Source organism: Lysinibacillus sp. 54212, from assembly GCF_036662795.1.
GTDB lineage: Bacteria > Bacillota > Bacilli > Bacillales_A > Planococcaceae > Lysinibacillus_B.
In genome coordinates this window covers 55,791-69,476 of the sequence record NZ_JBAFWZ010000008.1, presented here as the reverse complement: position 1 = coordinate 69,476, position 13,686 = coordinate 55,791, and the positions used below count along the sequence as shown (strand labels likewise).

Annotated in this window: 10 protein-coding genes; all 10 read left to right on the top strand. The window is 38.5% G+C overall.

Features of this window, described 5'->3' with window-relative positions; translation table 11 throughout:
- Positions 1-124: 124 nt before the first annotated feature.
- The gene (locus V4T18_RS07455; protein WP_332648269.1) at positions 125-1,792 is read left to right on the top strand and encodes a ribonuclease J; all 1,668 of its coding nucleotides are present in this window, start codon (positions 125-127) and stop codon (positions 1,790-1,792) included.
- Positions 1,793-1,971: 179 nt separating this feature from the next.
- Positions 1,972-4,272, top strand: a complete 2,301-nt coding sequence (locus V4T18_RS07450) for an FtsK/SpoIIIE family DNA translocase (RefSeq protein WP_332648266.1) — start codon at positions 1,972-1,974, stop codon at positions 4,270-4,272.
- 194 nt (positions 4,273-4,466) lie between these two features.
- Positions 4,467-5,195 carry a GntR family transcriptional regulator gene (locus V4T18_RS07445; RefSeq protein WP_332648263.1) on the top strand — a complete coding sequence of 243 codons (729 nt, stop codon included), beginning with the start codon at positions 4,467-4,469 and terminating at the stop codon, positions 5,193-5,195.
- A 54-nt stretch (positions 5,196-5,249) separates the two neighbouring features.
- Positions 5,250-6,347, top strand: coding sequence for a BMP family lipoprotein (locus V4T18_RS07440; RefSeq protein WP_332648261.1), 1,098 nt, complete (start codon positions 5,250-5,252; stop codon positions 6,345-6,347).
- A gap of 251 nt (positions 6,348-6,598) precedes the next feature.
- Positions 6,599-8,131, top strand: a complete 1,533-nt coding sequence (locus V4T18_RS07435) for an ABC transporter ATP-binding protein (RefSeq protein ID WP_332648259.1) — start codon at positions 6,599-6,601, stop codon at positions 8,129-8,131.
- A 3-nt stretch (positions 8,132-8,134) separates the two neighbouring features.
- A complete protein-coding gene (locus tag V4T18_RS07430) occupies positions 8,135-9,181 on the top strand; it encodes an ABC transporter permease (protein WP_332648257.1) in 1,047 nt (348 codons plus the stop codon).
- A gap of 1 nt (position 9,182) precedes the next feature.
- Positions 9,183-10,145 (top strand): ABC transporter permease, encoded by a 963-nt coding sequence (locus tag V4T18_RS07425; RefSeq protein WP_332648255.1) that lies wholly within the window; start codon positions 9,183-9,185, stop codon positions 10,143-10,145.
- A 212-nt stretch (positions 10,146-10,357) separates the two neighbouring features.
- Entirely contained in the window at positions 10,358-11,620 is a 1,263-nt protein-coding gene (gene yfmF / locus V4T18_RS07420) for an EF-P 5-aminopentanol modification-associated protein YfmF (RefSeq protein ID WP_332648253.1), read from the top strand.
- A gap of 3 nt (positions 11,621-11,623) precedes the next feature.
- Positions 11,624-12,919, top strand: coding sequence for an EF-P 5-aminopentanol modification-associated protein YfmH (gene yfmH / locus V4T18_RS07415; protein WP_332648250.1), 1,296 nt, complete (start codon positions 11,624-11,626; stop codon positions 12,917-12,919).
- Complete coding sequence (ymfI, locus tag V4T18_RS07410) at positions 12,916-13,644, top strand: elongation factor P 5-aminopentanone reductase (protein WP_332648247.1); 729 nt, start codon at positions 12,916-12,918, stop codon at positions 13,642-13,644. Before yfmH ends, ymfI begins: the two co-directional genes overlap by 4 nt.
- The last annotated feature ends 42 nt before the right edge of the window (positions 13,645-13,686 follow it).

Here is a 13,686-nt window from a genome sequence, read left to right as displayed (position 1 = left end):
TACATAAGTGAAATCAAGATAGATTTTGTCAGTTATTCGCATTTTTAATTTGTGCTATAGACGTTCACCACGTATAATGAACTTTAAGTGGTTGCTGTTCGGGATATTTTTAGGAGGAAATAAAGTGACAAAAACGAAAAATGAAGTAATCCGTATCATCCCTCTTGGCGGAGTTGGCGAGATCGGAAAGTCCATGTATGTAATCGAAATCGATGAAGAGCTTTTCGTCGTAGACAGTGGGTTAATGTTCCCAGAGGATGAAATGCTAGGTATCGACATTGTTATACCGGACATTACGTACTTAGAAGAAAACAAAGAGCGCGTGAAAGGAATTTTCCTAACACACGGACATGAAGATGCAATTGGTTCAATTGCTTACGTTCTACAAAAAATTAAAGCGCCAGTCTATGGCTCAAAATTAACAATTGCCCTTGCGAAGGAGCATTTAAAAGAGCTTCCTGCTCCACATCAAGTGAAATTCTTTGAAGTAACGAATAAAAGTCGTATGAACTTTAATCGCACTCATGTGACGTTCTTCCATACGACACATAGCATTCCAGATGCATTGGGGGTTGTTTTCCATACATCTGAAGGGGCAATCGTGCACACAGGTGAATTTAAATTTGACCAGTCTGCAAAAGGAAAATTCAAGCCAGATTTAGCAAAAATGGCTCAGCTTGGTGAGGACGGCGTGTTTATTTTACTTTCTGAATCAACAGAAGCAGAGCGTCCAGGCTATACAACAAGCGAAACGGTGATTGAAGATCGTTTAGCTAAAACATTCCATGGGGCACCAGGTCGTATTATTGTAGCAGTTTACGCCTCAAACTTCATTCGTATTCAGCAGGTGTTTACGCAAGCGCAAGAATCATTCCGCAAAGTAGCGGTTGTAGGTAAGCCCCTTGAAAAGGTAGTCGATTTAGGAGTAACTCTTGGCTATTTAGAAGTGGACGAGAATACGTTAATTCCTGTAAGTGATATTCATAAATATCAAGATGATGAAATAATTATTATTGCAACAGGTAACCAGGGTGAACCGCTTGATGCATTAGATAAAATTGTGCGAAAGCATCATCGTGAAATTAAAATTCGTAATACGGATACTGTTTTAATTACTTTCACTCCGTCACCTAGCATGGAAGTGCAAATGTACAATACGATGAATCAACTTGCCAAAGCTGGTGCAAATGTATTAACAGCAGATAAAAAAGTACATGTTTCAGGACATGGTAGTCAAGAAGATTTAAAATTAATGCTAAATTTAATGCAGCCAAAATATTTTGTTCCGATTCAAGGTGAATATCGTATGCTGATTGCGCATTCAAAGCTTGCACAATCAGTCGGGATGCAAAAGTCTCAAATTTTTATCGCGGATAAAGGCGATATTGTAGAATACAAAAACGGCAAGATAAGAATGAGCGGTCGTGTACAAGCAGGTAATGTTCTAATTGACGGAATTGGTGTTGGTGATGTCGGAAATATTGTTCTACGTGATCGTAAACTACTTTCCCAAGATGGTATTTTCATCGTCGTTGTAACTTTAAACCGTGCGCAAAAGAAGATTGCGTCAGGTCCAGAAATTTTATCACGCGGATTTGTTTATGTACGAGAGTCTGAAGAGCTGATGGTTGAGTCGTCAGAAATCGCACGATCTGTTATTGAAAAGTATGTAAGTAAAGATACATTTGAATGGACAAATATAAAACAAGAAATCCGTGACGAACTGAATAGCTACTTATTCCAAAAAACGAAGCGCCGCCCAATGATTATCCCAATTATAATGGAATATTAGGATCATTCAGTTCATTGCAATCAATACTTTTTAAAGTATCGTACCTTGTTTTGAAACAACATGTCGTACCTGACATTGTGTAATATTGATGGGACGTTACAAAAGTATGAAAAGGATTTTCTTTTGCCAGCTGGGCTCAAGAAAATCCTTTTTTTCTACAGTAAAGGTAGGTGGAAAAGATGACCGAAACGAAGACTTCAAGAAAAGAAAAAGCAGGTCCAAAAACAAAAGCAACGAGCGCAGGTGGACTTCACCCACTCGCTTATGAAATTATCGGCATCTTATTAATTGCGTTTGCAATGATTGCTTTTTTTGAGCTAGGTATCGTAGGGCGTATTACAAAAACTATATCGATGTTTTTATTAGGTAACTTACACTTTTTTATTCCATTCCTATGTATGCTAATTGCAGGCATTTTTATGGTGCGACGTCGTGGAATTACGTTAAAAAACCGTATCGTTATTGGAACTTTATTTGTAATGGCCGGCTTTTCAATATTTAGTCATAGCATTCTATTTGAGCAGCTACATAACGCAAATACGTTATTATCCAATTCCGTTATTCGAGAAACATGGCGAATCCTAATTGAAATGGAAGGTGTGATAAAGCGTAGTGACTCGCTTGGTGGTGGCATGATAGGTGCAATTTTATTTAGTCTGCTTCATATTTTATTTGATTCGATAGGTGCCAAAATAGCCTCGTGGGTACTACTACTGATCGGTGTTATTTTAATTTCAGGGAAAGCGCTCGTACCGCTAATTATTGAAAAGGGTCCAAAGGTGAAGCGAAAAATTAAAACGAAACGTGCCATTAGCACACAAGAGCCCACCGGAAGAAAAAAAGGAAGGAAGAAGGAAGAACAGGCAGAAGAGATCGCGGTAACATCAATAGAAAAACCAATGCCGATGGAACATATAGTGCATGAGGAGCCTGTCATATCAGCTTTTACTGAACATGCATTACAACGGGATGAGGAGCCGCCGAAGGATCTAATTCAAAACGAAAAAAAGATTGAAGAAACGCCATTTTCCAAGGAACCCTCCTCTGTTAATAATGAACATTATACATTACCATCGTTAGGGCTATTAAATCCACCACCAGAGCACGATCAAAGTGGTGAATATTCCATTATTCAAGCTAATGCGAAAAAACTAGAGCAAACATTCCATAGCTTCGGAGTCAAGGCGAAAGTAACACAAGTTCATTTAGGACCGGCTGTTACTAAATATGAGGTGTTACCTGACGTGGGTGTAAAGGTCAGTAAAATTGTTAGCCTTCAGGATGATTTAGCGCTAGCACTTGCAGCAAAGGATATTCGCATTGAAGCACCCATCCCAGGGAAATCTGCAATCGGTATCGAAGTACCAAATAGCGAAGTTGCAGTTGTGACGTTGAGGGAAGTACTTGAGGCAAAGGAAAACAATAAACCAAATGCAAAGCTATTAATTGGTTTTGGTCGGGATATTACGGGTCAAGCCATGTTAGCCGAGCTAAACAAAATGCCGCATTTATTAGTGGCAGGGTCTACAGGAAGTGGGAAAAGCGTATGTATTAATGGGATTATCGTTTCGATTTTAATGCGAGCAGCACCTCATGAGGTCAAAATGATGATGATCGATCCCAAAATGGTAGAGCTTAATATGTATAATGGGATTCCTCATTTACTTGCGCCAGTTGTAACAGAGCCTCGTAAAGCAGCCCAAGCTCTTCAAAAGGTTGTATCTGAGATGGAGCGTCGTTATGATTTATTTTCTCATACGGGTACACGAAATATTGAAGGCTATAATGATCATATTGAAAAAGAAAATGGAGACGGGAAGGAAAAGCAGCCTAAGTTGCCGTATATAGTAGTTATAGTAGATGAGCTTGCTGATTTAATGATGGTTGCGCCAGGTGAGGTAGAAGACTCCATTACAAGGCTTGCGCAAATGGCCCGTGCTGCGGGGATACACTTAATTATTGCCACGCAACGGCCATCTGTAGATGTTATTACAGGAATCATTAAAGCAAATATTCCATCTCGAATCGCATTTGCTGTATCTTCTGCAGTGGATTCACGCACAATATTAGATATGGGTGGTGCTGAAAGGCTGTTAGGTCGTGGGGACATGTTATTCCTACCAGCTGGAGCATCAAAACCAACACGTGTTCAAGGAGCATTTTTATCCGATGCTGAAGTCGAATCTGTGGTAGATTTTGTTATTGAACAGCAAAAGGCACAATACGAGGAGGCGATGATTCCGACTGATGAACCGGTAGTTGAAATATCAGAAGATAAGGATGAATTATACGATGATGCAGTTGGGCTCGTAATGGAAATGCAAAGTGCATCCGTTTCAATGCTGCAACGAAAATTTAGAATTGGTTATGCAAGAGCAGCCCGAATTATGGATCAAATGGAGATGCGCGGTGTTGTCAGTCCACCAGAAGGTAGTAAGCCAAGGCAGGTCCTGTTGAATAAGTCGAGCGTTATAAATTGAATAACAAGCTAAAAAATTCAGATTTGCTATTTTTTGCATCAGAATTCATTAAATTATGCTGAAATTTTTCGTTTTATAATGAGTTTTTTGTGAAAAATGTTTTCTTCTTATAATAAAAGTGTTATATTAATCAACGAATTAGTAGGAATTGTTGTACATCAGATGTCTGATCTCTAAATCGGTGGTGGTTATTAGTGTCAATTAAAACTGATCATCGTCATTTGTACTTACAAGTAATAGACCGTTTAAAATCAGATATTGAAAAAGGAGTATTTCATGAAAATGAAAAGCTTCCTTCTGAATTTGAACTATCAAAATCGCTTGGAGTAAGTCGAGCAACTTTACGTGAGGCGCTTCGATTATTGGAAGAAGAAAATGTCATCGTTCGTAGACATGGTGTAGGCACGTTCGTCAATCCTAAGCCATTATTTACATCAGGTATTGAGCATCTATCGAGTATTTCTTCCATGATTGAAAATGCAGGAATGGAGCCTGGGACAATATTCATAAATGCAACTGAGAATAAACCTACTGAAGATGATATAAACAGATTCCAATCCGACATTGATGACAATGTAATCAAAATTGAACGTGTTAGAACTGCAGATGGTGAACCTGTCGTTTATTGTATCGATAAAGTGCCAGCAAGCTATTTGCCTAAGCAATTTATAAGTAATCAAGACGTGTCTATTTTCTCGGCCCTTGAAAAATCTGGTGCCATTCGTGTAGCTTATGCGATCACTTATATAGATCCTATCGGTTACCACGAACATGTATCACCAATTTTAAAATGCGGACCTGAGACGGCATTACTCATATTGAAGCAACTTCATTATGATGAGAATGACCAAGTTGTACTGTATTCTAAGAACTATTTTAGAGCTGATAAATTCAGCTTCCATGTAGTTCGAAAACGGGTGTAGAACATTATTATTTAATTATCCTGCTAATTACAAAATCCTTGGGGGGAATCACTTATGAAAAAACGTAAATTTGGTTTATTAATTTCTTCTGTACTAGCAACTGGTGCCATTTTAGGGGCATGTGGAAGCGACGATGGTAAAAGTGGAAAAGAGGACGAAGCAAAAGATAAAGAAGGTACAGCTACTGAAGGTACAGCAACTGAAGGTGCACTTTCAATTGCAATGGTAACTGATGTTGGTGGTATTGATGATAAATCATTCAATGAATCAGCTTGGGAAGGTATTCAACAGTTTGGTAATGACAACGGATTATCTGAAGGTGACGGCGGTTATGCTTACCTTCAATCAAAATCTGATGCAGACTACAACACAAACTTAAATTCATTATTACGTCGTGACTTTGATTTAGTATTCGGTGTTGGTTTCTTAATGGGCGATGCAGTTAAAGAAATCGCAGATCAACGTACGGATGCAAAACTTGCAATCATTGACTCAGTAGTAGATGCTCCAAACGTTGCATCAGTTCTATTCAAAGAGCAAGAAGGAGCATTCCTTGCAGGTGTTGCTGCAGCTGAAATGTCTGAAAGCGGTAAAATCGGCTTCGTAGGTGGACAATCTATTCCAGTAATTGAGCGTTTCCATGCTGGATTTGAAGCAGGTGCGAAAGCGGTAAACCCTGATATTGAAATCGAGGTATATTATGCGGAAGCATTCGATAAAGCAGAATTAGGTAAAACAGCTGCAAACAGTATGTACTCATCAGGTGTTGATATTATTTTCCACGCTGCGGGTGGTACTGGTAACGGTGTATTCACTGAAGCAAAAGAGCGTAAAGAAAAAGACCCTAATGCTAATGTATGGGTAATTGGTGTAGATAAAGATCAATATCCAGAAGGTCAAGTTGGGGAACATAACGTAACATTAACGTCAATGCTTAAAGGTGTATCGAACGCAGTAGTAGATATTTCAAACCGTACGAAAGATGGGAAATTCCCAGGTGGCGAAACAATCGTTTACGGTCTTAAAGAAGACGGCGTAGGTTTAGCTGATTCTCGTGGTGCAATTACTGAGGATGTATTAAAAACAGTTGAAGAATATAAAGCGAAAATCATTTCTGGTGAAATTGTAGTTCCTGAAGAAGTAAAGAAGTAAAATAACATGATGATCATCATAGAGATTAGGTAGACTTTTCTAGTCTCTATGATGATTTTGTACTTAAGAGGGTATTTTTTTATTATTAAGATAATTCTACCCCTAAGAAATGTAAGCGTTCTATAAGTTATTCTTCTAAACTAGTATCCTAAATTAACTAATAAATTAATAGAGGAAAGATTTTATATAAAATCTTTCCTGTGTTAATTTTTAATACTTTATAATAATTTCAACCTAAGGGAGTGAATGCAGTGGAATACGTGATTGAAATGCTTGGAATACGTAAAGAATTTGGCGGATTCGTAGCAAATGATAATATCACCCTCCAATTAAAAAAAGGTGAGATACATGCACTATTAGGTGAAAATGGTGCAGGTAAATCAACTTTGATGAACGTACTGTTTGGATTATACCAGCCAGAAGCTGGAGAAATAAAAGTGCGTGGAAATACAGTTAAAATTACAGATCCAAATGTTGCGAACGATCTAGGAATCGGGATGGTGCATCAACATTTTATGCTCGTTGAAAATTTTACTGTAACTGAAAATATTATTTTAGGAAATGAGCCAACTAGGGGCGGCATTGTAAATATAAATCATGCTGCAAAGGATATTCAGGCTTTATCTGAAAAATACGGCTTAGATGTAGATCCAAATGCGAAAATTGAAGATATTTCAGTAGGGATGCAGCAGCGTGTAGAAATCCTGAAAACATTATATCGTGGTGCGGAGATTTTGATTTTTGACGAGCCAACTGCATCGCTTACACCGCAAGAAATTTCTGAGCTAATTCAAATTATGCGCCGTTTAATCGAAGAAGGTAAATCGATCATTTTAATTACGCATAAATTAAAAGAAATTATGGAAGTATCTGACCGAGTGACAATTATTCGCAAAGGCGAAGGGATTGGAACAGTAGTTACAGCTGAAACGAATCCAGACCAACTTGCTGAATTAATGGTCGGACGTCAGGTAACATTCAAAACAGAAAAAGTGTCGGCAAATCCAACTGAGGAAGTTTTAAATATACAAGATTTAGTGGTCCTTGATTATCGTGGTATCGAAAAAATAAAAGGTTTAAACTTATCTGTACGTAAAGGCGAAATCGTAGGTATTGCTGGGATTGACGGAAATGGACAATCGGAGCTAATCGAGGCAATTACAGGTCTTCGTAAGGTGAAGAGCGGTACAGTAATAATGAACGGTATTAATGTAACAAATAAAAAGCCGAGAGAAATTACTGAAACAGGCTTAGGACATATTCCACAAGACCGACATAAGCACGGCTTAGTATTAGATTTTACGGTTGGGCATAATATTGCACTTCAAACTTATTATAAGGAACCAATCTCTAAGTTCGGGATTATTGATTATAAAAAAATCTCGAAAAAGGCAATTCAAGTTATCGAAGAGTTTGATGTTCGCACAGGTCATGGGGAATCAACTCCAGCTCGCGCATTGTCAGGAGGTAATCAGCAAAAGGCTATTATCGGGCGTGAGGTGGACCGAAACCCTGAGCTATTAATAGCTGCTTTACCAACACGTGGCTTAGATGTAGGGGCAATTGAATTTATTCATCAACGTCTTATTGAGCAACGTGATAAAGGTAAGGCTGTATTATTAATTTCTTTTGAGCTAGATGAAGTAATGAATGTATCAGATCGTATTGCGGTTATTTACGATGGAAGTATTGTCGATACATTAGATCCGAAGCAAACAACCGAGCAAGAACTAGGCTTACTTATGGCTGGACAATCTAAAAAAACAATGAAAGGGGACGAATAATCGATGTCTAATCGGATAATCAATATACTCGTTCCTATTATCTCGGTAATTTTAGGATTAATCGTAGGTGCAATCGTTATGCTTGTATCGGGTTATGATCCTGTAGCAGGCTATATTGCCTTATGGAACGGTATTTTCGGAGATACGTATACAATAGGTGAAACGATTCGCCAAATTACACCTTATATATTAGCAGGTCTTGCGGTGGCATTTGCATTCCGTACTGGTTTATTTAATATTGGGGTTGAAGGTCAGTTAATTATGGGATGGGTAGCCGCTGCATATGTTGGGTATGCATTTGAAGGTCTACCAAAAATCATTCATTTACCACTTGCGTTACTTGCAGCAACTGTAGCAGGGGCATTTTGGGCATTTATTGCTGGTGTGTTAAAGGCCAGATTCCATGTCCATGAAGTAATTGCAACGATAATGCTAAACTATGTAGCGCTTCACATTACTAATGCATTAATTAAAACTTGGTCAGGTGGAGACCGTACAGAAAAAATTCAAGAAAGTGCTTCATTACGATCTCCATTTTTTGAAAGCGTAACGGATTATTCTCGTCTTCACTGGGGAATTGTCGTAGCTTTAATTATGGTATTTATAATGTGGTTTATTCTTGAGAGAACAACACGTGGCTTCGAATTAAAAGCGGTTGGGTTTAACCAAAACGCAGCAGAGTATGCAGGGATGAGTGTAAAGAAAAATGTTATTTTAGCGATGACGATTTCTGGTGCGTTCGCCGGCCTAGGTGGGGCCATGGAGGCGCTAGGTACATTTGGGTACGCTGCTGTAAAAGGTGGCTTCACAGGTATAGGCTTTGACGGAATCGCTGTAGCCTTACTTGGTGCAAATACACCACTAGGGGTCCTATTTGGTGCATCATTATTCGGTTCATTAAAATTCGGTTCATTAAATATGCCGAACGAAGCGGGTATTCCGATTGAAATTGTTTCGATCATTATTGCATTAATTATTTTCTTCGTAGCATCAGGCTATGTTATTCGAGTAGCTTTAGAAAAATTCAGAAATAAAAAGGAGGACAAATAATATGAACTTATTAGATGTATTATATTTCATCGTCCCTCCTGCACTTTTCTACGCTGCACCACTTATTTTTGGAGCAATTGGTGGTATATTCTCTGAACGATCCGGTGTTGTTAACATTGGTATTGAAGGTATTATGGTAATGGGCGCCTTTGTAGGGATTGTATTTAACTTATTTACCGCTGATGCACTTGGTGGCTTTACACCGTGGGTATCCTTAGTGGCAGCGATGGTTGTCGGTGCAATCTTCTCTCTATTTTTAGCAGTAGCAGCCATTTCATTCCGTGCGGATCAAACCGTTACAGGGGTTGCTTTAAACTTACTAGGGATAGCCATAGCACTTTTCTCAGTAAAAATGATATTTGAAGGTAAAGGTCAAACAGATTTTATCAAAGAACGCTTTGCTCTTTTTGATATCCCATTATTATCAGATATTCCGTTTATTGGGCCAATGTTCTTTAGTGATTTATATGGTACTTCTATATTAGCAATTGCTGTAGCGTTCCTAGCGTGGTTTGTAGTTTACAAAACACCATTTGGCTTACGTTTACGTTCTGTTGGTGAGCATCCAATGGCTGCTGACACAATGGGGATTAACGTAACAAAAATGCGTTATATTGCGGTAATGATTTCAGGGGCATTTGCTGGTATTGGTGGTGCGATATACGCGCAAACAATTACAGGTGATTTCGGACACGCGACAATTAACGGCCAAGGATTTATGGCGATTGCAGCAATGATTTTCGGTAAATGGCATCCAATTGGCGCGATGGGCGCTGCTCTATTTTTCGGTTTAGCACAAGCATTAGCCGTTGCAGGCGGTTCAATTCCGTATGTAAAAGAGGTACCACCAGTATTCCTAACAATTTTACCGTATGTATTAACGATTCTGGCGCTAGCTGGATTTATTGGAAAAGCGACTGCACCAAAAGCATCAGGTATTCCATATATTAAAGGCAAACGCTAAAAATTGAGTCGACAAAATCCAACATGATTTTGTCGGCTTTTTCTAATATGTAAAAGGAATGAAAAACGGAGAGTTGGGGGAATCTATACAAAGATCTCTATGAAAAATTCGGTAAAATTCTTCCACTACATAATAATTTTGCATAAATTGTGTACTCACATGTATAGTAGAAGGGAAGAGTAGTATTACTTAGGCAGTCAGGAGGAGTTTTTTTGTTTTTAACAACACAATTAGCGAAAGGTGTTTCGCTTCATCTTCGTCAAACAACACAATTTAAAACGGTGAATTTTTCGATTAAATTTAGACGCCCTTTAACAGCTCGAGATGCAGCAGAGCGTACGGTTTTATCGAATGTTTTACAGCATAGCAATGAAAAGTTCACAACATCCGCCGCTTATCGTAGTTATTTAGACGACTTATTTGGAACGGTGCTCTATTTTGATACGACAAAACGCGGTGAGGAACATACATTATTGTTAAATGCAGAAACCGTCAATGATCAATATTTAGCAGATAAGAATGTCCTTGGAGAAGTACTGCAATTATTACACACAGCTGTTTTTCAGCCGAATTTAGAAAACGGACATTTTGTGCCTGCTATCGTTGAACGAGAAAAGAAAATGGTATTAGAGCGTATCCATTCTATTTTTGATGATAAAACACGTTATGCACAAATGCGTTTAACACAAATTCTTCGACCTAACCAGCCGGCATCGATTTCTGCTAATGGAACAATCGAGGAAGTTGAAGCGGTTACACCTGCATCTCTTGTAGCGGCTTATGAGTCGATGCTTGCTAATGATTTGATTGATATTTATGTTGTGGGCGATATCAATATCGAGGAAATGACAGAAAGGTTAAAGGGAGCATTACCATTCGGCGATCGTGAACAACAAAAGATTCCTAAAGACAAAGAGGTTCAGGAGCATACCGAGGCTTATACAAAAGAACAGCACGAAATGAAGCAAGGGAAATTGCATATCGGGTATAGCACCCCAGTATACTTTGGTCATGAGGATTTTCCGAAAATGCAAATTTTCAATGGTATTTTTGGTGGTTATGCACACTCAAAAATCTTTATGAACGTTCGTGAACGAGAAAGCTTAGCTTATTATGCATCAAGCTCCTATGCTTCACATTATGGGCTCTTATTTGTTGTTTCGGGAATTGAACCGTCAAATGAGAAAAAGGCAATCGAGGTAGTCAATGAGCAATTAACAGCAATCCAAAATGGTGAAATTACGGATTTAGAGCTAGCACAAACAAAAGCAATGCTAACAAACCAATTAAAAGAGGCGCTAGATTCTGCTCGTGGGCAAATTGAGATTTTTGATCAATATAAGGATCTAAATGAAGCCTTTACGATTGATACATGGGCTGATCGCTGGCAGTCAGTAACAAAAGAGGATGTGCAGACGATGGCTCAGCAAATTGAGCAAGAGGCGATTTATTTCTTATGCGGTAAGGAGGACTAATCAGTGCAAACGATTGAATTTAAACAACTAGAAGAAACACTTTATTATAAAAAGCTTGAAAATGGCTTAGAAGTTTATATCTTACCGAAAAAAGGGTTTTCTAAAACATTTGTAACGTTTACAACGAAATACGGCTCAGTGGATCGTTCATTTATTCCAATCGGGGAAAAGGAAAGTATTACAGTTCCAGATGGGATTGCTCATTTTCTAGAGCATAAAATGTTTGAAAAGGAAGATGGGGATGTATTCCAAAAGTTTAGTGAAGTTGGTGCACAGGCGAACGCGTTTACATCCTTCACACGTACAGCATACCTTTTCTCTGCAACCGATCATATTTATAAAAGCACTGAAACGTTATTAGATTTTGTACAGGAGCCATATTTCACAGAGGAAACAGTCAATAAAGAAAAGGGAATAATCGGTCAAGAAATTACGATGTATGATGATCAGGCTGACTGGCGTTTATATTTTGGTGCGATAGAAAATATGTTCCATAACCATCCAGTGAAAATCGACATTGCAGGTACAATTGAGTCGATTGATGGAATTACAGCGGAGCATTTGTATACTTGCTATAACACGTTCTATCACCCGTCAAATATGTTATTGTTCGCTATTGGTGCTGTTGACCCAAATGAGATGATGGCTTTTATTGAAGCGAATCAAAATAAAAAGGAATTCCCAGAACCAACACCTTTAACACGCCTATTTGATGATGAGCCAACAAATGTAGCCATTGCACAGCGTGAGTTATATATGGATGTTCAAAAGCCAAAAGTATATGTTGGCTTAAAAGCAAAGGAAACATCACTATCAGGGATGGATATGCTAAAGCATGAGCTAGCGATACACATCGCGCTAGAATGCTTATTTGGTCGCGCTTCAAGCTTCTATACAGATGTATATGAAAAAGGCTTGATTGACGAATCTTATGCGTATGATTTTTCACTTGAAAAAGGCTTTGGCTTTGCATTAATTGGTTCCGATTCTAATGAACCTGATGCTTTAGTAGCGGCGATAAAGGATCATTTAGAGAATGCTGATGGAATGTTTATTGAGCAGGACGTGGAACGAATTAAACGTAAAAAAATTGGCTTCTTCTTACGCGCATTAAACTCAATTGAATACATCGCGAATCAGTTTACTCGTTATAAATTTAACGATATGAACCTGTTTGATGCTGTACCTGTTATTGAAAAGCTTACTGTAACGGATATTCAGGAGGCATTTACATCCCTGCAAGGAGTGGAACAACAAACAGTATTCAAAATCCTTCCAGTAAGTGAGAGAACTGAATGAAAAGATTTGCTTTAGTATGTGGTGCTTCAGGAGAAATAGGGCAGAATATATGTGAAAAGCTAGCCTCTGAAGGTTGGTCGCTCTATTTGCATTATTTTCGTAATAGTGAGGCTATCAATCATTTAGCTGAGCGCTTTACTAAGAAATATAAGGAGCAAGAATTTATTCCTGTATGCGCGGACTTTAGTGCAGCTGACGGTGGTGATCTGCTAGCTGCACAAATTTTTTCTTTGCAGGCAATTGTATTTGCAAATGGTCATGGGTATTATAGCTTACTAGAGGATACACCGATAAATGAAATGGAGAAGCTATGGCGTGTACATATGCAAAATCCGATGAGTTTATTAGCTGCCGTCTCGAAAAAATTAAGGTCAAATAACAAGAGCTATGTGCTATTTATTGGCTCTATTTGGGGAGCGGTAGGTGCAGCAGGGGAAACGGTGTATTCTGCTGTTAAAGGTGCTCAGCACAGCTTTGTAAAGGCGTATGCGCAAGAAGTGGCGTATAATGGTATTCGTGTAAATGCAATAGCGCCAGGCATTATTGATACAACGATGAATCATCATTTAACTTTACAAGAAAAAAATAGTATTGCCGAGGAAATTCCTCTCCAGGCACTGGGTCAGACGGAAGATATAGCGAATATGATTGCCTTTTATTTGAGTGGACAGGCAGATTATGTTACAGGACAAATCATTCATGTAAATGGTGGATGGTACATATAATTGCCTTCCTTGCACATACTAACGGTGTAAAGGAGGCGATAA

What these genes read in the sequence shown, in the direction of transcription:
- V4T18_RS07450 (WP_332648266.1), top strand. Translation starts at nt 1,972, where the DNA reads ATGACCGAAACGAAGACTTCAAGAAAAGAAAAAGCAGGTCCAAAAACA.
- ymfI (WP_332648247.1), top strand. Translation starts at nt 12,916, where the DNA reads ATGAAAAGATTTGCTTTAGTATGTGGTGCTTCAGGAGAAATAGGGCAG.
- V4T18_RS07430 (WP_332648257.1), top strand. Translation starts at nt 8,135, where the DNA reads ATGTCTAATCGGATAATCAATATACTCGTTCCTATTATCTCGGTAATT.
- V4T18_RS07440 (WP_332648261.1), top strand. Translation starts at nt 5,250, where the DNA reads ATGAAAAAACGTAAATTTGGTTTATTAATTTCTTCTGTACTAGCAACT.
- V4T18_RS07425 (WP_332648255.1), top strand. Translation starts at nt 9,183, where the DNA reads ATGAACTTATTAGATGTATTATATTTCATCGTCCCTCCTGCACTTTTC.